Genomic DNA, 20,108 nt, shown 5'->3' with positions numbered 1-20,108 from the left:
CAATGAAGCAATTGGCCTGTGAGATGTGCGGCAGCACCGACCTCGTGAAGAACGGCGGCGTCTTCGTTTGCCAGTCATGCGGCTGCAAGTACTCGGTCGAAGAGGCAAAGCGAATGATGGTGGAGGGCACGGTCGAGGTGACCGGAACAGTCCACGTTGACAACTCCGAGTTCGTCAAACGCTACCTTGCCAATGCGCGCAGGGCGAAGGAAAAGGAGGACTGGGAGGAGGTGGAAAAATACTACAACATGGTCGAGCAGAACGACCCAGACAATATTGAGGCCATCTTCTACAGTGCGTACGGTAAGGCGAAGCTCTCGCTTCTCGATGAAGATATTTATAAGCGGCAGGCGGCGTTTAAAGTCCTGTCCAACTGCATCTCGGTGATCGATGACCACTACAGGCCGGAACGACTAAGCGAGAACATCGAAGCGATTGAGAGCATGTCTGCTGATTTGGGAGACATGCTCGTGAGTCGCTTCGTTTATTCGACGGAGTCAAGAGTTCGCACCCCCGACTCCATTTTCAAGGTGGGCACTATAGAAGCGACGCATGCGCTATTTAGGGATCTGGTTAAGCAGTTTTCGGATTCGATAGACAACATCAAGAAGATTGATGATCGTCCCTATCTTCATGAGGCAATGATCGGCTTGTACAACGTTGGCAAGCAGTGCAGCTATATCAGCAGCGCAAATATGAGGCAGTTGATTCAGTTGGAGGAGCGTCAGCTTAGAGCGCTCCGTAGGAAAACAGCGCGGAAATATTGGGCAAAGCATCCAGAGGAGAGGGCATCTTTAGAGAGCCAAAGGTCCGCCTTTGAAAAACAGCTCAATGAGCTGAAGGAGGAAGAGCGCGGGTTGCCCGGGGTGGCTGAAAAGACTGAATGCGAAGAGAGAATCCGCTTCTTGAAAAACGAGATAAGCAATCTCGGGATTTTTGAAGTGAAAGAAAAGAAGGCTCGGCAGGACGAGATTAAGTCATTGGAGAAACGCGTTGAACAAATAGACGGTTCTCAAAGTGGATTACTCATAAATATCAAGGCGCGAAGAGGAGAGCTGTTGCGGAGCATCGAGAAGATCGACAAGCGTCTGAATGGTGCGTAATGGATTAACAATCGACCTTGGGAGGGAACAATGAAGCAACTGACATGTGAGATGTGCGGCGGAACCGACCTTATGAAGGACGGAGGTGTCTTCATTTGTCAATCCTGCGGTTGTAAGTACACGGTTGAGGAAGCAAAAAAGATGATGGTAGAGGGCACGGTTGACGTGACTGGAACCGTCAAGGTCGATAATTCTGAGTTTGTTCAACGTTATCTTGCCAATGCGCGCCGTGCAAAAGAGAAGGAAGATTGGGAGGAAACCGAGAAGTATTACAACCTCGTCGAGCAGAATGATCCTAATAATATCGAGGCCATCTTCTACAGTGCGTATGGCAAGGCAAAGGCGTCGCTTGTTGATGGCGATATTTACAAAAGGGAATCTGCGTTTAACGTGCTTTCTAATTGCATTTCAATAATTGACGACCATTACAAACCCGAGCGGCAGGACGAGAATCGTGAGGCCATAATGAGCATGGCTGATGACTTGGCAGAAATGCTCTGCAGTGGGTTTGTCTTCAGCGAGTGGAAAAACGGCTACGGTGTCGTAGTTCGAGACAACAAAAGCGACACTTACGCTTTGTTTGTCGACCTTATCGTCCAGTTTGCAAAGTCAATAGAAAACATCAAGCAAGTAGATGATCACCCCTACCTGCATGAAGCGCTAATCGGTCTTTTCTCTTCCGCTCTCAATCGTGATTACTTGGATTTCTCTCAAAAGAATCTATTGAGAGACTGGATTAAGGATGAGCAGCGCGAGCTTGCTGTTTTGCAAGAGAAACAGGCTAAAGAGTATTGGGCCGAGCATCCAGTAGAAAAGGCGAATCTGAAGAAAAAGAAGTCAGAGCTTAATGAGCAGCTCCTTGCCCTAAAGACGGAAGAAGGTCAGCTGCCGGGAATGGAGGAAAAAGAGGCTTCGGTAGTTTGTGTGACAAGGGGCTAGCCTAGGCGGCAACGCTCTTCGCTCCCTTCACGCCCTTCTTCCTCGCCTTCGCCGGGCGACCCGGGAGCTGGGGCTGGCAGTCGCCGCACCTGAGCATGAGCAGGGCCACGAGGTTGTCGGTGTTGCGGAAGCCGTAGCCCATCCTCACCGTCACCTTGATCTTGTTGTTGATGGCCTCTACGCGCCCGTTGCTGATGCCGAGCTCGACTGCGGCGATGATGTCGTCGCGCCGGCGGCGCACCTTCTTCTCCACGGCGACGACCTTGGCGATCTTGCAGCAGGCGGCCCCGTGCATCCAGTCGTCGAGCAGCTCGGCGGCCTCGGAGCCGTCGGCTGCCCGGAAGACGGCCCGCAGGTCCTCCTTGAGCTCCCAGGCCCTGACCAGCCGCGAGCCGGCCCTCTTCTTGAGCGCCTCGAGCCTCGCCCTCTGGCCGTCGGTGAGGTCCTCGGGGTTCTTCACGAGCGCGTAGCGGCTGCCCTTGATGGAGGCCGCCTCCTCCTCGAGCGCCCTGACCTCCTCGGGCGGCAGCTCGCCTTTGGCAGGCCTGCCGCGCTTGCCCTCGGGCCTGGGCCTGGCGGCCCTGGCGGCGGCCCTGGCGGCGTTCCACTCCTCGCAGCGCACGGCGTCGAGCGCGTCGTTCATCCACTGGACCACGTGGAAGGGGTCCATGACCCACCTCGCGTTGGGGCAGCGGCGCTTGACCAGCTGCCTTATCCACCTCGCGCCGTCGGCGGTCACCACCTCTATGGCGCGCCTCTGCTCGCGCGTGAGCTCGTCGAGGAACAGGTTGAGCACGTCCTTGCCGGTGCCCTCGTGCGCCCAGATGAGGCAGCCGCGGTCGTGGTCGACGACCACCGTGACGTACTTGTGGCCCTTCTTGTACGACGTCTCGTCGATGCCGATGCGGCGCACGCCGTCGAACCTCGAGGCGCCGCGCGCGGCCTCCAGCTCGGCGTAGACGCGCCTGCACACGCCGCCCACGCTGTGCCACTCGACGCGGGCGAGCTCGGAGACCGCCGAGGCGGTGCAGCGGACCGCCAGCCACGCCACCCAGTCCTCGAAGTCGCGCGTGAAGCGCGCCCCGTGCCGCGCCCAGGGGACGGCCTCGGTGCGCACGCCGTGCTCCGGGCAGCGCACCCTGCAGGGCGCGTACTCCAGGTAGCAGGCCGAGCGCGCCAGGTCCATCGCCCTCCACAGCCTGGGGGCCCCGCGGTTCGCCATGTCGTAGAAGTCGCAGGCCCTGCCGCATACGGGGCAGCGGCGCTGCTCGCGCTTGTAGGGCCGGACGCTCACGACGATGCGCTCGGCCTCGATGCGCGCGCCCAGGACGACCGTGCGGGCCAGACCGAGGGCGAGAAGTAGTAGACTCTTCATGCGTCACACCTCTTCGGTTGTCTGAATTTGGCTTAGCAATCATAGGCGGATGACGCGGAAACGGCCCCTCCCGGGGCCGTTTCAGTTCCAGATCGTTGTTTTCGCCCGCTGAGCTGGGCCTATGCCGGAATCTCTCCCACAGAAACCACCGAAGAGCCAGATTTCTTCTGGGGCGGTTGACAAGGGCTGTCCTTCAGCCCTGCAATTAAGAGGATGATGAGCTGGCTGAGCTCATGAAGGGCCTTGGGAGCGAGGGGTGCCCACCAGCAATTCAGCCTCGATGGTGATGCTTTTCACACGCGATAGATTTAGGGACTCCGCGTCGATGCCGAACAGCAGCGGCGTCATCTCGGCGAACACGCGGACGTCCCTTTCGGACATCTCGAAGGTGCGCGTCACCTTGATGCGGTCGGTCATCTTGAAGTGCTTCTCAAAGCAATCGGTCACCAGCTGGTTTGAGTATTCCTTGCTGCGCAAAGATCCTTCAGCAAGGTGGCGCAGCTCCGTAAGATGATTGCTGCCTGGAACCACTTTGACCAGCACTCCTGGCGCGGAGGCGTTTCTGGTTGGGGTGAGAACGCGCTTGAATTCGTCGTAGTTCGAGGGAGCGAATACGTCCACCACGCAGTTGATGGAGCCTTTCAGCACGGGGATGTTCGTCAGGTCGCCAACCAGCCATTTGACCGCCTTTCTGGAATCGTGGCGGGCCGCCATCAGCATGGCGTCTTTTGAGAGGTCAAACGCCACCACGTCGACACAGAGGTTTTCTCGGATTGCACGTGCATAGAAGCCTTCTCCGCATCCCGCGTCGAGCACGCGGAATGGCGTCGCGTTCACAGCTGCAGGACCCTCGCTTGGGGAAAGGGCCCTTCCTACCGCGGTGAGGACGGCTTCTTTCACGTGGTCGTAATACCCTGCCTCCAGGATTGCCATGCGGCTCTCAAAGGATTCTTTGCTGTAGTGGGCTGACTGCCTGGAGGGCCCTAGAAGGTTTACGTACCCCTGCTTTGCGATATCGAAGCAGTGCCTCTTCGGACATACGAGGCTCCCTTCCTGCAGCTTCAGGGCGCTGTGGCAAAGGGGGCAAGAGAGCACGTCGGCGCTGTCAGCAAATCGCGCGTATCTGTCGAGTACCATTGCGTCTCCTTTCGTCCAAGCAATTCTAGCGGATGAGTCTTCCCCAGCAGTGCATGGCTAATCACAGCAGGCAGAACCGCACAGTGACAAATAGCTGAGCTATTTCAAGCTGGGATTTCGGTATTCTGCTGCCCTCTTTTGGGCCACTTCATTTCGCCACGCTTTTGACAGGAGCAACAGGGTCCTCGCGCGCAAAACGCATATGGGCAATGCAGCCGTCTGTCAGGGCATGCCTGCGCCCCCGAACCTGCCGAAAAGGCGCTGATCTGCCCGCCAGGGCATGCCTGCGACCCCGAACCAGCCGAAAGGGCGGTGGATCTGCCCGTCAGGGCATGCCTGTGCCCCCGAACCAGCCGAAAGGGGGGTGGATCTGCCCGCCAGGGCATTGGCAGAAGAAAGAATGCCGAGATACTCAATAAGAAGATTGATAACCTTCAGCAGGTGAAAAAAGGAGGCTTCGGTAGTTTGTGTGACAAGGGGCTAGCCTAGGCAGCAACGCTCTTCGCTCCCTTCACGCCCTTCTTCCTCGCCTTCACCGGGCGACCCGGGAGCTGGGGCTGGCAGTCGCCGCACCTGAGCATGAGCAGGGCCACGAGGTTGTCGGTGTTGCGGAAGCCGTAGCCCATCCTCACCGTCACCTTGATCTTGTTGTTGATGGCCTCTACGCGCCCGTTGCTGATGCCGAGCTCGACTGCGGCGATGATGTCGTCGCGCCGGCGGCGCACCTTCTTCTCCACGGCGACGACCTTGGCGATCTTGCAGCAGGCGGCCCTGTGCATCCAGTCGTCGAGCAGCTCGGCGGCCTCGGAGCCGTCGGCTGCCCGGAAGACGGCCCGCAGGTCCTCCTTGAGCTCCCAGGCCCTGACCAGCCGCGAGCCGGCCCTCTTCTTGAGCGCCTCGAGCCTCGCCCTCTGGCCGTCGGTGAGGTCCTCGGGGCTCTTCACGAGCGCGTAGCGGCTGCCCTTGATGGAGGCCGCCTCCTCCCCGAGCGCCCTGACCTCCTCGGGCGGCAGCTCGCCTTTGGCAGGCCTGCCGCGCTTGCCCTCGGGCCTGGGCCTGGCGGCCCTGGCGGCGGCCCTGGCGGCGTTCCACTCCCCGCAGCGCACGGCGTCGGGCGCGCCGTTCATCCACTGGACCACGTGGAAGGGGTCCATGACCCACCTCGCGTTGGGGCAGCGGCGCTTGGCCAGCTGCCCTATCCGCCTCGCGCCGTCGGCGGCCACCGCCTCCATGGCGCGCCTCTGCTCGCGCGCGAGCCCGTCGAGGAACAGGTTGAGCACGTCCTTGCCGGTGCCCTCGTGCGCCCAGACGAGGCAGCCGCGGTCGTGGCCGACGACCACCGTGACGTACCCGTGGCCCCTCTTGTACGACGTCTCGTCGATGCCGATGCGGCGCACGCCGTCGAGCCTCGAGGCGCCGCGCGCGGCCTCCAGCTCGGCGTAGACGCGCCTGCACGCGCCGCCCACGCCGTGCCACTCGACGCGGGCGAGCTCGGAGACCGCCGGGGCGGTGCAGCGGACCGCCAGCCACGCCACCCAGTCCTCGAAGTCCGCGTGAAGCGCGCCCCGTGCCGCGCCCAGGGGACGGCCTCGGCGCGCACGCCGTGCTCCGGGCAGCGCACCCTGCAGGGCGCGTACTCCAGGTAGCAGGCCGAGCGCGCCAGGTCCATCGCCCTCCACAGCCTGGGGCCCCGCGGCTCGCCATGTCGCAGAAGTCGCAGGCCCTGCCGCATACGGGGCAGCGGCGCTGCTCGCGCTTGTGGGGCCGGACGCTCACGACGGTGCGCTCGGCCTCGATGCGCGCGCCCAGGACGACCGTGCGGGCCAGACCGAGGGCGAGAAGCAGCAGACTCTTCATGCGCCACACCTCTTCGGTTGTCTGAATTTGGCTTAGCAATCATAGGCGGATGAAGCGGAAACGGCCCCTCCCGGGGCCGTTTCAGTTCCAGATCGTTGTTTTCGCCCGCTGAGCTGGGCCCATGCCGGGATCTCTCCCACAGAAACCACCGAAGAGCCAGGAAAAAGCGCAATGCGATGCGAGGATTGCGTTACTTGAAAAGGAGAAGGGAGAGCTTGGTTTCTTCGCGATGAAGGAGAAGAAAGCCAAGCAGGATGAAATTGACTCGTTGAACGAGCGTGTGAAAGAAATCATGGCCCCTATGAAAGAGCGGCTAGGGCAAATTGAGGCGCGTAGAAATGAGCTGATCGAATCCATCGAGGAGATTGATGGTCAGCTGGCTCATCCACTAGCTGAATAAACGTGAAGTGAAGGTCAAAGGACAAGCGGCACCCAAGATATAAGCTATTTTGGGTGCCGCTCTACTGATTGAATGCGAAATGGTTTCATATTCAATTTGATCGAGTCAGGGCGAAGCGAGTGAGTTTCTGGTCTGGTGATGCAGTTCGATTACAAAGACTCCACCAGCGCCGCCGCCACGCGCAGTCCGTCGGCGGCGGCGCTCATGATGCCGCCTGCGTAGCCTGCACCCTCGCCGCAGGGCCAGAGCCCGGCGGTCGAGACCGACTGGCAGTCCTTGCCGCGGGTGACGCGCACCGGTGAGCTCGAGCGCGTCTCGACGCCGGTGAGCACCGCATCCGCGGTGTTGAACCCATGCAGCTGGCGGTCCATCTTGGGGATGGCGCCGCGCAGCGTCTCGCTCACGTAGTCGGGAAGGCAGTCGGAAACGTCGCCCCAGGCGACGCCGCGCGGGTAGGTGGGCTCGACCGATCCGCCCGCGCTCGAGGCCACGCCCTGCAGGAAGTCGCCCACCAGCTGGGCGGGCGCGACATAGCCGCCACCACCCGCCGCAAACGCCGCGCGCTCGCAGGAGCGCTGCAGCTCGACGCCCGCGAGCACGTCCTCGCCAGGTAGGTCCTCGGGGAAGACGTTCGCCAGGAAGCCCGAGTTGGCGTTGGTTCCCGCACGGTCCGAGAGGCTCATGCCGTTGGTGACCACGCCGCCCTCCTCGCTCGCCGCGGCGACCACGTAGCCGCCGGGGCACATGCAGAACGAGAACGCGCTGCGGTCGTTGGGCAGGTGCGCGACCAGCTTGTACGGAGCGGCACCCAGCGCGGGGTGCCCGGCGGCGCGGCCGTACTGCGCACGGTCGACCATCGACTGCAGGTGCTCGATGCGCACGCCCATCGCGAACGTCTTGCGCTCCATGGCGACGCCGCGCTCGCGGAGCAGCTCGAACACGTCGCGCGCGGAGTGCCCGCATGCGACGACCACGTTGTCAGCGGCGACCTCCTCGGTCGAGAGGAGCCCGTCCTCGCCCCGCGTCTCGAGCGTGACCGAGGCTACGTGCGGGGTGGGGGAGCCCTCGATCCGCAGCTCGCTCATGCGGCACGACAGGCGCACTTCGCCGCCCAGCTCCTCGATGCGTGCCAGGATGTTGGTGACCACGGTCGGCAGCACGTCGCTTCCCACGTGCGGCTTCGCGTCCCACAGGATGTCGCGGCGCGCGCCGGCGGCCACGAGCGTCTCCAGGATGTAGCGATGCGACGGGCTCTTGGTCCCGGTCGCGAGCTTGCCGTCGCTGAAGGTGCCGGCGCCGCCCAGGCCAAACTGGATGTTCGACTCCACGTCGAGCTCGCCGGTCGCATTGAACCGCTCGATCGCGGCCGTGCGCCTCGTCGCGTCCTGGCCGCGCTCGACCAGAAGCGGCTCGAGCCCGGCCTCGGCCAGCGCGAGCGCGCAGAACAGCCCCGCGCATCCCGCGCCGATCACGACGGGCCGACGCCTGGGCTTGACCTCGGGGGCGGCGGGCAGCGAGAAGAGCCTGCCCTCGGCCACGCGCACGCCCTTGTCCGCATGGCGGCGCTTGAGCCGCGACATCAGCTCGCGCTCCGCGTTGGCCCCGCCGCGCAGGCTCGCGCGCACGGTGTAGGTGAGGTGCACGTCGCTCTTCTTGCGCGCGTCGATTGAGCGCTTGCGCGGCTCGATGCTCACGAGGTCGTCGGGGGCGAGGTGCAGCTTGCGCAGCACGGCGCGGCGCAGGGCGCGCTGCTCGGCGGCGTCGGTTCCGTCGAGCGCGTCAAGCGTAACGCGAAGGTTCGAGATGTCGAGCACGGTCACTCCTGTGCGTCGTGGGTGAGAAAAGGGGCCAGGCGTCCCAGCCCGGCCCCTCAATTCTAGCTGCTTGTCGCGTTGCGCCCGTGCGCTGCACGGTCTCTTCGCACGGTGGCGCCGCCAGCGCTACCGAGCGGCCCGCACGAGCTTCTGGGCCCGCCTCGCGGCCGCGGCGCCGGCGACCATGCCGCTCTTCCACGCCCACGAGAGGTTGTAGCCGCCGCACGCGCCGTCCACGTCGAGCACCTCGCCGCAGGCGAAGAGCCCCGGCACCTCGGAGCACTCGAGCGTGCCGTCGTCGAACTGCTCGTTGACCAGGCCGCCCTGCGTGACCTGCGCGCTGTCCTCCTCGCAGGTCCCGGTCGCCCTCAGCGGCAGGGCCTTGACCAGCGAGATCAGCTCCTCGGAGTCCTCGGCCATGCCCTCGACCACGGCAGCGACCTTGGGGTCGAGCACGCCGTCCAGGCACCCGGGCACGAACTCGCCGCGCCCAAAGGGGTCGACGATCTGCTGCAGGTCGGAGCTGCCAAGGTCCGGTGCCAGGTCGAGCTCGACCGTGTCGCCCTCCTCGACCTCGCGCGACATGTTGAACGTCACGATGCCCGACAGCCCGTAGCTGCGGAACAGCACCTCGCCGCGCTCGCTCCAGCACGGGAAGCGCCCATGGCTCAGCTGCGCGCGCACGTGCGCGCGGCACCCGTCGAGCTCCTCCAGGAAGTCGGCCTCGCATGCCACGGGGCAGAGCGCCGCCGAGAAGGTCGTGCTCTCCAGCCCCAGGCCATCCAGGGCCTCAAGCGCGCCGCCGCCCGAGGCCGCCACCACGCACCGCGCCTCGACGGTCCTGGAGTCCGCCTCGCCGCCGAAGACCTCGTCGAACGTGACTTCGAACCCGCCGCGTCCGTCGGCATCTTCGCCCGCGGTCTCCACAAGCGTCACCGAGCGCGCCGGCGCCAGCGTGACGCCCGCCGCCTCGGCCCGTGCCAAAAGCACGTTGCGCACGCTCGCGGCCTTGCGCGACATGGGGTAGAGCCGCGCGCCCTCGAGGCCCCAGCGCAGGTTGCAGTCGCGGAAGAACCCCAGGATGTCCTGGAGCGCGTCGCCGCCAAAGACGGCCGACACGAACTCGGGGTCGTTGTACGCCTCCGCGTCGAGCTCGACGTTCGAGAAGTTGCAGCGCCCGTTGCCGGTCGCCAGGATGCTCCGCCCGCACTCAAGGTCGCGCTCGAGCACCAGCACGCTCGCGTCGTCCTCCGCGGCGCTGATCGCCGCGACGAGACCCGCCGCCCCGCCGCCGATCACGACGACGTCATAGCTCTTCTCGACCTCGACCTTCGCCGCCTGGGCGAGAAGAGCCTCCCTCTGGGCCGCGCGCGAGACGCGCCTTCCTGACTTGCTGGACCCCGACATGCGGCTCACCTAGCCCTCGACCGTCGCGGAGGGCGCGCCCGCCGCCTCGACGGCGGCAACGGCCTCGGGGATGAGCCCCTCGGGCACGACGGACTCGAACGTGCCGTCGTCGCAGCTCGCGGCCACGGCGGGGTCGATGGGGATGCGGCCCAGGTCGGCCACGCCAAACTCGTCCACGATCTCGGAGAGGTGGCTCGGCCCGAAGGGCTCGAGGCGCCTGCCGCAGTCGGGGCACTCCATGTAGCTCATGTTCTCGACGACGCCGAGCACGGGCACCCTCATCATCTCGGCCATCTTGATGGCCTTGCCGACGATGACCTGCACGAGGTCCTGCGGCGAGCTGACGATCACCACGCCCTCGATCGGCAGGCTCTGGAACACGGTGAGCGCCACGTCGCCGGTTCCCGGCGGCATGTCCACGAGCAGGTAGTCGATGTCCTCCCAGAGCGTGTCCTCGTAGAACTGCTTGATGGCGCCCATGAGCATGGGGCCGCGCCACAGCACGGGGTCGTTCTCGTTCTCCAGGATCAGGTTCGTGCTCATGATCTTGACGCCGGCCTTCGACTCCGGCGCGATGATCATGTCGCTCTGCCCGTAGGCGCGCTGGCCCGACAGGCCGAACATCTTGGGGATGGACGGACCGGTGATGTCGGCGTCGAGCACGCCCACCTTGTGGCCGCGCCTGCGCAGCTCGGTCGCCAGGATGCCGCACACGAGCGACTTGCCCACGCCGCCCTTGCCGGAGATGACGCCGATCACGTGCTTGACCGACGAATGCGCGTTCGTCTGGAACCGCTCGGGCCCCTCGTGCTTGGGCCTGTTGCCGAAGACCTTGTCCACGTCGTTGCGGACGGCCTCCTCGTCAAACTCTGCCATGTCAAACCTTCCTCTATGCATTGCCGGCATGCCGGCATCGGGGCACGCCGCCCCGCGTTTTCGCAACGTTTCGATTCTACCCAATGGGAGGGATTCAATGGCAGAGAGGAGCGTACGCGCCGCCCTCGGCGCCGGCGCGGGGGCTCTTCTCGTCCCTACTCCACGGACTTGATCTCGGCCTGCAGGTCCTGCTTGAGCGCGTAGGTGTCGAAGGCCGCCTCGCGCGGCAGCTCCAGCTCCATGTTGCAGATCTTGTCCACGCGCGCCGTGCCCGAGCGCAGGCGCATGTCGAAGACGTGCCCGCCCAGCGTGCGGTCCTCGGAGAGGAAGTGCAGGTGCCAGCCGGGCATGTTGATGCCGTCCATGTAGTCGGGGAAGTAGACGCCCACGAGCGAGCCGCGCAGGTCGTCGAAGACGAAGGCCCTCTGGTTCTTGCCGAGGATCTCCTTCAGGGTGACGTGGTGGGAGTGGTAGGGGCTCTCGGAGCGCGCGTCGACCATCTCGAAGTCGCCGTCGATGCGCGCCACGTGCATGCTGTTCAGGCCGAAATGCCCCTCGATGCGCTCGGTCAGCTCGGCCCTCAGGGCCTCGATGTCGCCCATCTCGCCCAGCTCGAAGGTGTGCTCGCCGTGGAGGGTCGCGACCGCGGCGAAGGGGATGCCCGTTTCGGGCGCGACCACGCTCACGTGGCCGTCCTGGTCCGCGCGAAAGCACTGGCCGTCCATGACGATCATCTCGCCGTCGACGCCCGTGAAGGTGCCGAGGCCGCAGTCGCCCTTCTCGAGAAGCTCGCCCGCGCTCACGACGGCACGGCTGTACCCCAGCGCGAGGGCCTGCAGGGTCGAGACTTGGTACATCCGGTTCTGCGGCATGGCGTCCCCCTTCGGGTGCGGCTGATGCGGCCATGCGTCCAGTCTAGAAGAAGGACGGGCCCCGTTGGAGAGGCCCGTCCTGGACGGTACGTTCTGTTGCGTGAAACGCAGGGGCGCGTCGCGGGGTGCGTCGCGCCCGTGTGCGGGACCTGCTACGCGGCGATCTCCTCGCGGCGGGCAGTCGCCTGCTCCCAGTCGCGGGTGCCGACGAAGACGTCCTGCTTGTAGGGGTTCACGCCGAGCTTCTTGGCGCGGTAGGCGATGTAGATGATCGCCGCGACGTTGGCCACGAGGGCGACGACGGAGACGGCGGTCGCCACGTTGGGGTCGAGCGTCGAGTGCGTCACGAAGATGCTCTCCTCCTGGAAGTAGGGGAAGACCTGCGCGAACATGCACCAGATGGCGAGGGTGTTCGCACGGTTCTGGATCCAGCCGCCCTTGTTCCAGAGGGCGTTGGCCACGGTGGGGGCGAGCAGGAGGGCGAGGCCGCAGAACCAGGCGTGGGTCGGCAGGCAGTTGTAGGTGTAGCAGAAGTTCCAGAGGTCGTAGGCGACGATGAAGACCCAGGTCATGTCAGGCCAGAGCATGTCGTGCTCGTCCTTGGAGCTGTAGACGCTCCACCAGGCGGTCATGCAGAAGATGTTGATGAGGCCGGCGATGCCGTTGAAGACGTTGTTCCAGCCACCGATCTGCGTGACGCCCTCGGAGGTGACCCACGTGATGGGGTTGGTGCCGCCAGCGGCGAAGAAGTGCGAGGCGCTCTCGAAGTCCGAGACGACGGCGATCAGGATGTTGATCGCGACGATCACGAACGGGAAGGCGCGGAACCAGTGGGCCTTGCCGAGGGAGCCCCACTTGTACTTGATGACCATGAAGCCGATGCAGCCGGTGAGGGCGGCGTAGACCTTGGCGTAGTGGAACCAGCTGTTCTGGTAGACGTGCGTGGGGTTGTTGATGGCCCAGTCCTGGCCCTGCGACACGCCGATGGCGATGGCGATGCAGTAGATGGTCATCGCAATCGGAGCGGCGCCGAAGACGATGAGGCCGCCGACCTTGGAGCGGCGGGCGAACTCGTTGAGCAGGATGAGGCCGACGAAGACCAGCACCCAGCCCAGGAGCTGGAACGGGAGGTTGACGCTGTGGTCAAACAACATTTCGGATTCCTTCCTTTTGGTGCGTACCGTCTTGCTATGAACAGCCGCGTCGCGGCTTAGTTCTGAGGTGAGAGGTCGAGGTGGAGCGTGTCGGCTATCAGGTCCGAGATCAGCTCCTCCGAGGCGTCGGGGTTGTAGCGCAGGTACCCGATGAGCCCGGTGACGAGCAGGTAGAACTCCTCGTACATGTGGCGGATCTCGACCTTGTGGCGCTTGGCGTAGTCGCGCCCGGTGGTGTCGGTGAGGTAGCGCGCGAGCGACTCGGCCACGCGCTGGGTGAACTGCTGGTAGAGAAGAGCGTTGTTGCTCTTCAGAAGGTCGGTCCTGAACCCGTCGTCGTCAAAGAGGTGCGCGCGGAGCATGCGGGTGCACTCGCGCAGGGCCCCCGAGACGTCGCCTGGGACGCGCGCCTCGTTCCAGGTGCGGATGGCTGAGATGAAGCCCGTCACGTACGCGTCGAGGATGGCGTCGGTCACGTCCTCCTTGCAGGAGAAGTAGTGGTAGAAGAGGCTGCGCGAAATCTTTGCCTCGCGAGCGATGTCGCGCACCGAGGTGTGCTCGATGCCGCGCTCCTCGTAGAGCGCCTTGGCCGACGTGATGATCTGGGCCTTGCGGGACTCGGCCACGGACGTGGACTCCACGGTGGACCTTTCTTCGGTGCTGGTCGAACGTGCTGACACTGTGTCAACATCAATCAGTATCTGCTTTGCGACCCTCTGGGGCAATGGACACTTTCGACAATGTGTCCAACGCGGCACCCGCGCGTGCCGCTCCGCTCTGACGCGCTCCGATGCCATGTGTCGCCGCACGTCCTATGGGGTGCCAATGGGCATCGGGCCCTGTGCTACGCTGCATCCGAGCGTCTCTATCGGCACACCCGGCCCATCGCGAGCCGGCGCCCGCGCGCCAGGCATCCGTGGACGGATCGTCAGAGGTGGTGCGCACATGGACAAGGCAGGTCTCGAGTACTTCAAGGCGATTGGCGCCGTCCAGGGCGTCATTGCGAACGCGCCCACGATCGACGAGGCCATCAGGTCCTCGCTGAGGGTGATCGTCGACCGGTCCGGTGCGGAGTCTGCCGTCATCTGGTACATGGACGCGAGGGGCGACGGCGAGCTTCACCCCTACTTTTGGATCGGCCCGGTCGACCTGACGAGTCGCAGCCACGCGCCGGGCCACGGCGCGGTGGGACGGGTCTTCTCGTCGCAGCAGGCCGAGAGACTGCTCGCCTTCGACGCGCTCCAGGACGTCGAAACCGCGATCGACTTCAAGGGCATGCCCGTCGCCTCGATGGTCTGCGTGCCCTTTGCGAGCGGGTCCGACCACCGTGGCGTCGTCCAGTTCGTCAACGGCCATGAGCGCGGAGAGTTTGCCGACGAGGCTGCCGACGTGATGGAGATCATGGCCATGATGGCCGAGATCGCCATCGACGAGAAGGAGGCCATCTCTCGGCCCTGGAACCCCGGCACCCCCATCATGGAGCTGCGCGACATCACGCGCGAGTTCCAGAACGGCGACGTCGTGACCAAGGTGCTCAAGGGCGTGAACCTGGACGTGTACGACGGCGAGTTCCTCGTCCTTCTCGGCGAGAGCGGCTGCGGCAAGTCGACCCTGCTCAACATCATCGGCGGGATGGACCAGGCCACCTCGGGATCGGTCAGCTACCTGGGGCGCGACCTCACGAGCGCCACGCCCGACGAGATGACGGAGTACCGCCGCGACAACGTGGGGTTCATCTTCCAGAGCTACAACCTCATGCCCAACCTCACGGCCCTGCAGAACCTGCGGCTCATCGGCGAGCTCGTCGACCGGCCGATGGACGCGGCCGAGGCCCTCGAGGTCGTGGGCCTCGCCGAGCGCAAGGACAACTACCCGAACCAGATGTCGGGCGGCCAGCAGCAGCGCGTCTCGATCGCCCGCGCGCTCGTGAAGCGGCCGCGCCTGATCCTGGCCGACGAGCCGACGGCGGCCCTCGACTACGCGACGAGCATCGAGGTCCTCCAGGTGATGGAGGAGGTCGTGCGCGACGGCACCACGATGGTCATGGTCACGCACAACGAGGAGATCTGCCGCATGGCCGACCGCGTGGTGCGCATGAGGGACGGCCGTATGCACGAGGTGACGGTCAATCCGAGGCCCGCCCATGCCACCGATCTCGCGTGGTAGCCGGGGCGCTGTGCGGTGCGTGCGGGAGTGCGCTCGCGGGGGAGGACGAGGCTCTTCTCGGCGGCTTCACATGCGACCAAACACGTGTTCTAATTCGGTCGAAAACGGGTAGAATGCGTGCGTGGGTCCCGACGCGGGCCCGCCTTGCTAGACTGGTAAACGATAGTCGCAAGACAACATATGAGCGCGGGCGCAGCCCGCATCGAGCGAGGAAGTGCCATGGCATCTGATTCCATCGTCATCCGCGGGGCGCGCGAGCACAACCTGCGCGACATCGACGTCACCATCCCGCGCGACAAGCTCGTGGTCATCACGGGGCTGTCGGGCTCGGGCAAGTCGAGTCTCGCGTTCGACACGATCTACGCCGAGGGGCAGCGCCGCTACGTGGAGTCGCTGTCGAGCTACGCGCGCATGTTCCTGGGGCAGATGGACAAGCCCGACCTCGACTCGATCGACGGCCTGTCGCCGGCCGTCTCGATCGACCAGAAGACCACGAGCCGAAACCCGCGCTCGACGGTGGGCACCGTGACCGAGATCTACGACTACCTGCGCCTGCTGTTCGCGCGCATCGGCACGCCGCACTGCCCCGAGTGCGGCCGGCCCATCAGCCGCCAGACGACCGACCAGGTGGCCGACAAGGTGCTCGAGGCGGGGCAGGGGAGAAGGGCCTACGTCCTGGCCCCGGTCGTGCTCGGGCGCAAGGGCGAGTACACGAAGCTGCTCGAGGACCTGAGGCGCGAGGGCTTCTCTCGCGTGCGCGTGGACGGCGAGGTGCGCGAGCTCGACGAGGAGATCAAGCTCGACAAGAAGTACAAGCACTCGATCGAGGTCGTGGTCGACCGCATCGTGATCCGCGAGAACTCGCTGGGCCGCATCGCCGAGGCCGTCGAGCAGGCGACCAAGCTCGCGAGCGGGCGCGTGGGGTTCTACCTGCTGCCCGATCGTGACGCGCCCGAGGGGACGGAGGGAGAGCTGCTGCAGTACTCGCTCGCGCTGGCCTGCCCCGAGCACGGCCACTCGATCGACGACCTGCAGCCGAGGGACTTCTCGTTCAACGCGCCCTACGGCGCCTGCCCCGACTGCGACGGCATCGGCACGAGGCGCACGGTGGACGCCGAGGCGCTCATCGAGGATCCGACGCTTCCGGTGTCGGAAGGGGCGTTCGGCTCGTACTTCAGCAGGTCCAACTACTACCCGCAGGTGTTCGCCGCGGTCGTGCGCCACATGGGGGAGGACCCGGACACGGCCTGGGAGGACCTGTCGAGGAAGACGCGCAACGCTCTTCTCGACGGCCTTGGCCAGACCAAGGTTCGCGTGGACTACCACACGCGCGACGGGCGCGACACGTACTGGTTCACCAAGTTCTCGGGCATCCGCTCGATCATCTTCGAGAAGTACCAGGAGACCACGTCGGAGAACGTGAAGGCCAAGCTCGACAAGTTCATCCGCGAGGTGCCGTGCCCCACGTGCCACGGCGCGCGCCTGAAGCCCGAGTACCTCTCGGTCACCGTGGGCGAGCGCAACATCCAGGAGGTCTGCGACCTGTCGTGCCGCGAGAGCCTCGAGTTCTTCGAGCGTCTGCAGCTCACGGAGAGGCAGCACCTCATCGGCGGGCCGATCGTGAAGGAGATCGTGGCGCGCCTGCGCTTCATGGTGAACGTGGGCCTGGACTACCTGACGCTGAGCCGCGCGGCCACGACGCTATCGGGCGGCGAGGCGCAGCGCATCCGCCTGGCGACGCAGATCGGCGCCGGGCTCATGGGCGTCCTCTACATCCTGGACGAGCCGTCGATCGGCCTGCACCAGCGCGACAACGACCGCCTGATCGAGACGCTTCGGCGCCTGCGCGACCAGGGCAACACCGTGCTGGTCGTCGAGCACGACGAGGACACGATCCGCGCGGCCGACTACGTGATCGACATGGGGCCGGGCGCCGGCGAGCTGGGCGGCGCCGTGGTGGCCGCCGGCACGCCCGCCGAGATCGAGCGCAACCCGGACTCGCTCACGGGCGCCTACCTCACGGGCAAGCGCATGATCGAGCTGCCCGAGAAGAGACGCAACCCGCGCCGCGGCGCGTTCAAGATCTCGGGATGCCGTGCCAACAACCTGAAGAACGTCTCGGCCAAGGTCGAGTTTGGAACGCTGACGGTCGTCACGGGCGTCTCGGGCTCGGGCAAGTCGTCGCTCGTGACGGACACGATCGCGCCGCTGCTCACCAACGAGGTCCAGAACTCGAGTCGCTTCGTCGGGCCGTTCCGCAAGGTGGAGGGCATCTTCGACGACGAAGGCCACAAGCTCATCGACAAGGTCATCGACATCGACCAGAGCCCCATCGGCCGCACGCCGCGCTCGAACCCCGCGACCTACATCGGGCTCTGGGACGACCTGCGCAATCTCTTCGCGTCGACGCCCGAGTCGCGCGCCCGCGGCTACTCGGCCGGGCGCTTCTCGTTCAACGTGCCGGGTGGTCGCTGCGAGGCCTGCAAGGGCGACGGCCAGATCAAGATCGAGATGAACTTCCTGCCTGACATCTACGTGCCGTGCGAGGTCTGCCACGGGCACCGCTACAACCGCGAGACGCTCGAGGTCACCTACCACGGCAAGTCGATCTCGGACGTGCTCGATATGACGGTCACCGAGGCGCTCGCGTTCTTCTCGAACATCCCGCGCGTCAAGAAGAAGCTCCAGACCCTCTATGACGTGGGCCTCGGCTACATCCACCTCGGCCAGAGCGCGACCACGCTCTCCGGAGGCGAGGCGCAGCGCGTCAAGCTCGCCAAGGAGCTGCACCGCCAGCAGACCGGCAAGACCTTCTACATCCTGGACGAGCCGACGACCGGCCTGCACTTCGAGGACGTGCGCATGCTGATCGAGGTGCTCGAGAAGCTTGTCGACGCGGGCAACACCGTGCTCGTGATCGAGCACAACCTCGACGTCATCAAGATGGCGGACCGCATCATCGACCTCGGTCCCGAGGGCGGCGAGGGCGGCGGCACGATCGTCGCCTACGGCACGCCCGAGAAGGTCTGCAAGGTCGAGGGCTCCTACACGGGCAAGTACCTCGCGCCGATCCTCGAGCGCGACCGCGAGAGGATGAGGGGTCGCAGGAAGTAGCCCTCGCCTCCCTGCGCGATATGGGTCCTCGCGCAACGGCACCGCCTCGGAACAGTTCTGGGGAGGTGCCGTTTTCATGTTCGCGACCTCCTGGCATATACTTTCTTTAAACATTTGCACGAATGGATTCTGGCCCCCTTGGAGAGCCACATCGAGCGTGCGTCATCTTGCAGGCGTTCAAAGAGGGGATTTTAATGAGAGAGCTATTTGAGGGTTCCGAGCTGCTACGTCGCGCTCGGAAGAACGGCCTCGGCTGGAATGCGATCATCGAGGTCATCAAGTTCCTGCTTGTCATCAAGGCTGCCGATTCTCTGACGCAAAGGGTCGCCTGGGCGGCTTACTCGCATGGGCTTGATCGCTTTGTCAGTCGCGATGTGCTCTGGCTTCTCAGCATTGGCCTCATCGGCCTTGTCGCAATTGCCTATTCCCTCATTTGGGAGCATATGCGCCCGGCGGACGTTGGCGTACGCTTCTCGCCTGCAGGAAAGATTCTTCGGGGACTTGGCTGCGGATTTGCCGCAGGCGCGATTGTGATGGGGGGGGGGTGGCTCATAGCCACGCTCCTCGGCGGTTTTGACGTTAAGGTCACTGTCCAGGATACCCAGGCAGCGAGCTTCGTGGGAATGCTCCTGGTTTACCTGTTCCAGTCGTTCGGCGAGGAGGTCATGTACCGCGGATCGTTCATGATGGCGGTCGCGCGAAGGAACGGGCCGTGGATTGCGGTCATAGCCTCTTCTCTCTTGTTCTCCCTTCATCACCACATCAACAGCGGCTACGGACCGGTTGCGTTCATCAACCTCTTCATGCTTGCCGCGATCCTCGGCATCGTGACGTTCTTGACCGACCGCATCTGGGCCGCGACGGCCATCCATGCGGCTTGGAACTTCTTCCAGGGCAACGTCTTCGGCGTGAACGTCAGCGGCGTATCGCCCGACCCCACGACTACGCTCATGAGCAGCACCGCGCAGGGCAGTGCGCTCATCTCCGGGGGCAAGATGGGCGTCGAGGGTAGCCTTGCGGCAACGCTTGCGCTCGTTGTCGCCCTGGCGGCCCTCATCGTGATCGCCCGTCGCAAGGCCTCGGAGGGCAGTGTCGGCGAGTCCGGGGCAGCCGACGCGCCCGTCGCGCGAGCCGACGCCGGTGCCGCTCGTCACCTGCGCGGGTAGACGTATCATTCTTGGGGGCGTCGCGCCTGGCTCTAGACGCTGGAGTCCGGAAGGACTAACGTTTCGTAGGTGTGTCAAGGTCGGGCGAGCCACGGCTCGTGCGACGTGACACGTGCGGGCGAAGGCAGCCGGGAAGGTGAGACGATGGCCAAAAAGAATCGCGTCCAGAAGACCAACGCCATGCGAGAGCTCGAACGCGGCGGCATCGCGTACACGCTTCAGAGCTACGACGCCGACAACGAGGACCTCTCGTCCGGCGTGGGCGTGCGCATCTCCGAGGCCCTCGGCGAGGACCCCGACTCCGCCTTCAAGACGCTCGTCACCGTGACCCTCTCGGGAGGGCATGTCGTCTGCTGCATTCCCGTCGCCGAGGAGCTCGACCTCAAGAAGGCCGCTGCCGCGGCGGGCGAGAAGAGCCTCACCATGATGCACGTCAAGGACCTCGAGCCCACGACCGGCTACGTCCGCGGTGGCTGCACCCCCGTGGGCATGAAGAAGCAGTTCCCGACCCTGATCGACGAGACCGCCCAGCTCTTCGACGAGATCGGCATCTCTGGCGGCCGTCGCGGCATCTCGCTGCGCCTCGACCCCGAGCAGCTCGCCTCCTTCATCGGTGCCACCTTCGCCGACATCGTGCGCTAGCTCACCGCTCGCAAGCGGCGTTAGCCGCGTGCCAGAAGACAAATTACGAAACCGTTAGCAATCGGGTACGCACCCTATACTCGCGT

The 20,108-nt window shown here is 64.7% G+C and carries 16 protein-coding genes and 1 pseudogene; 7 read left to right on the top strand and 10 right to left on the bottom strand.

All coding sequences use genetic code 11. From position 1 onward, the window contains the following. Positions 1-2: 2 nt before the first annotated feature. Positions 3-1,103, top strand: a complete 1,101-nt coding sequence (locus M5D76_RS08765) for a hypothetical protein (RefSeq protein WP_248923002.1) — start codon at positions 3-5, stop codon at positions 1,101-1,103. Positions 1,104-1,133: 30 nt separating this feature from the next. After that, a complete protein-coding gene (locus M5D76_RS08760) occupies positions 1,134-2,042 on the top strand; it encodes a hypothetical protein (protein ID WP_248923001.1) in 909 nt (302 codons plus the stop codon). Between the two features lies 1 nt (position 2,043). Here the strand turns inward: M5D76_RS08760 and M5D76_RS08755 are convergent, their stop codons facing one another. The 4 genes and pseudogenes from M5D76_RS08755 to M5D76_RS08745 all read right to left on the bottom strand — a co-directional run bounded on the left by M5D76_RS08755 (position 2,044) and on the right by M5D76_RS08745 (position 6,089). Further along, positions 2,044-3,417, bottom strand: coding sequence for an ISL3 family transposase (locus tag M5D76_RS08755; RefSeq protein ID WP_248923000.1), 1,374 nt, complete (start codon positions 3,415-3,417; stop codon positions 2,044-2,046). A gap of 231 nt (positions 3,418-3,648) precedes the next feature. Continuing rightward, positions 3,649-4,350: a methyltransferase domain-containing protein gene (locus tag M5D76_RS08750; protein ID WP_052241580.1), complete on the bottom strand. Its 702-nt coding sequence runs from the start codon at positions 4,348-4,350 to the stop codon at positions 3,649-3,651. A 63-nt stretch (positions 4,351-4,413) separates the two neighbouring features. Further along, positions 4,414-4,554, bottom strand: a pseudogene (locus M5D76_RS09345) (putative RNA methyltransferase); the annotation flags it as partial. Positions 4,555-5,039: 485 nt separating this feature from the next. Beyond that, complete coding sequence (locus tag M5D76_RS08745; RefSeq protein ID WP_248922999.1) at positions 5,040-6,089, bottom strand: ISL3 family transposase; 1,050 nt, start codon at positions 6,087-6,089, stop codon at positions 5,040-5,042. 443 nt (positions 6,090-6,532) lie between these two features. Between M5D76_RS08745 and M5D76_RS08740 the strand changes: the two genes are divergently transcribed. Continuing rightward, positions 6,533-6,811 carry a hypothetical protein gene (locus M5D76_RS08740; protein ID WP_248922998.1) on the top strand — a complete coding sequence of 93 codons (279 nt, stop codon included), beginning with the start codon at positions 6,533-6,535 and terminating at the stop codon, positions 6,809-6,811. A 149-nt stretch (positions 6,812-6,960) separates the two neighbouring features. Here the strand turns inward: M5D76_RS08740 and M5D76_RS08735 are convergent, their stop codons facing one another. From M5D76_RS08735 to M5D76_RS08710, 6 genes are all read right to left on the bottom strand, one after another. After that, positions 6,961-8,625, bottom strand: a complete 1,665-nt coding sequence (locus M5D76_RS08735) for an NAD(P)/FAD-dependent oxidoreductase (protein ID WP_248922997.1) — start codon at positions 8,623-8,625, stop codon at positions 6,961-6,963. Between the two features lie 126 nt (positions 8,626-8,751). Beyond that, entirely contained in the window at positions 8,752-10,032 is a 1,281-nt protein-coding gene (locus M5D76_RS08730; protein ID WP_248922996.1) for an aminoacetone oxidase family FAD-binding enzyme, read from the bottom strand. A gap of 9 nt (positions 10,033-10,041) precedes the next feature. Next, entirely contained in the window at positions 10,042-10,908 is an 867-nt protein-coding gene (locus M5D76_RS08725; RefSeq protein ID WP_248922995.1) for an Mrp/NBP35 family ATP-binding protein, read from the bottom strand. Between the two features lie 155 nt (positions 10,909-11,063). Then, the gene (budA, locus tag M5D76_RS08720) at positions 11,064-11,780 is read right to left on the bottom strand and encodes an acetolactate decarboxylase (RefSeq protein ID WP_248922994.1); all 717 of its coding nucleotides are present in this window, start codon (positions 11,778-11,780) and stop codon (positions 11,064-11,066) included. Between the two features lie 152 nt (positions 11,781-11,932). After that, positions 11,933-12,934, bottom strand: coding sequence for a DUF5692 family protein (locus M5D76_RS08715; protein ID WP_248922993.1), 1,002 nt, complete (start codon positions 12,932-12,934; stop codon positions 11,933-11,935). 56 nt (positions 12,935-12,990) lie between these two features. Next, positions 12,991-13,575 (bottom strand): TetR/AcrR family transcriptional regulator, encoded by a 585-nt coding sequence (locus M5D76_RS08710; protein WP_248922992.1) that lies wholly within the window; start codon positions 13,573-13,575, stop codon positions 12,991-12,993. Between the two features lie 304 nt (positions 13,576-13,879). On the opposite strand from M5D76_RS08710, the gene M5D76_RS08705 reads away from it, so the two are divergent. The 4 genes from M5D76_RS08705 to ybaK all read left to right on the top strand — a co-directional run bounded on the left by M5D76_RS08705 (position 13,880) and on the right by ybaK (position 20,022). Then, complete coding sequence (locus M5D76_RS08705) at positions 13,880-15,100, top strand: ATP-binding cassette domain-containing protein (protein WP_248922991.1); 1,221 nt, start codon at positions 13,880-13,882, stop codon at positions 15,098-15,100. A gap of 219 nt (positions 15,101-15,319) precedes the next feature. After that, positions 15,320-18,214, top strand: coding sequence for an excinuclease ABC subunit UvrA (gene uvrA, locus M5D76_RS08700; protein WP_248922990.1), 2,895 nt, complete (start codon positions 15,320-15,322; stop codon positions 18,212-18,214). Positions 18,215-18,408: 194 nt separating this feature from the next. Continuing rightward, on the top strand, positions 18,409-19,380 hold the full coding sequence (locus M5D76_RS08695; protein ID WP_248922989.1) for a CPBP family intramembrane glutamic endopeptidase: 972 nt from the start codon (positions 18,409-18,411) through the stop codon (positions 19,378-19,380). 144 nt (positions 19,381-19,524) lie between these two features. After that, a complete protein-coding gene (ybaK, locus tag M5D76_RS08690; RefSeq protein ID WP_248922988.1) occupies positions 19,525-20,022 on the top strand; it encodes a Cys-tRNA(Pro) deacylase in 498 nt (165 codons plus the stop codon). The last annotated feature ends 86 nt before the right edge of the window (positions 20,023-20,108 follow it).

The sequence above is a fragment of the Olsenella intestinalis genome (assembly GCF_023276655.1).
GTDB classification, from domain to species: domain Bacteria; phylum Actinomycetota; class Coriobacteriia; order Coriobacteriales; family Atopobiaceae; genus Olsenella_J; species Olsenella_J intestinalis.
This window is presented reverse-complemented; position numbering and strand designations above follow the sequence as displayed.

Coding starts and splice junctions, on each gene's coding strand:
- M5D76_RS08765 (WP_248923002.1), top strand. CDS start 3: ATGAAGCAATTGGCCTGTGAGATGTGCGGCAGCACCGACCTCGTGAAG.
- uvrA (WP_248922990.1), top strand. CDS start 15,320: ATGGCATCTGATTCCATCGTCATCCGCGGGGCGCGCGAGCACAACCTG.
- M5D76_RS08725 (WP_248922995.1), bottom strand. CDS start 10,908: ATGGCAGAGTTTGACGAGGAGGCCGTCCGCAACGACGTGGACAAGGTC.
- M5D76_RS08750 (WP_052241580.1), bottom strand. CDS start 4,350: ATGGCAATCCTGGAGGCAGGGTATTACGACCACGTGAAAGAAGCCGTC.
- M5D76_RS08715 (WP_248922993.1), bottom strand. CDS start 12,934: ATGTTGTTTGACCACAGCGTCAACCTCCCGTTCCAGCTCCTGGGCTGG.
- budA (WP_248922994.1), bottom strand. CDS start 11,780: ATGCCGCAGAACCGGATGTACCAAGTCTCGACCCTGCAGGCCCTCGCG.
- M5D76_RS08705 (WP_248922991.1), top strand. CDS start 13,880: ATGGACAAGGCAGGTCTCGAGTACTTCAAGGCGATTGGCGCCGTCCAG.
- M5D76_RS08760 (WP_248923001.1), top strand. CDS start 1,134: ATGAAGCAACTGACATGTGAGATGTGCGGCGGAACCGACCTTATGAAG.
- M5D76_RS08695 (WP_248922989.1), top strand. CDS start 18,409: ATGAGAGAGCTATTTGAGGGTTCCGAGCTGCTACGTCGCGCTCGGAAG.
- M5D76_RS08755 (WP_248923000.1), bottom strand. CDS start 3,417: ATGAAGAGTCTACTACTTCTCGCCCTCGGTCTGGCCCGCACGGTCGTC.
- M5D76_RS08730 (WP_248922996.1), bottom strand. CDS start 10,032: ATGTCGGGGTCCAGCAAGTCAGGAAGGCGCGTCTCGCGCGCGGCCCAG.
- M5D76_RS08740 (WP_248922998.1), top strand. CDS start 6,533: ATGCCGGGATCTCTCCCACAGAAACCACCGAAGAGCCAGGAAAAAGCG.
- ybaK (WP_248922988.1), top strand. CDS start 19,525: ATGGCCAAAAAGAATCGCGTCCAGAAGACCAACGCCATGCGAGAGCTC.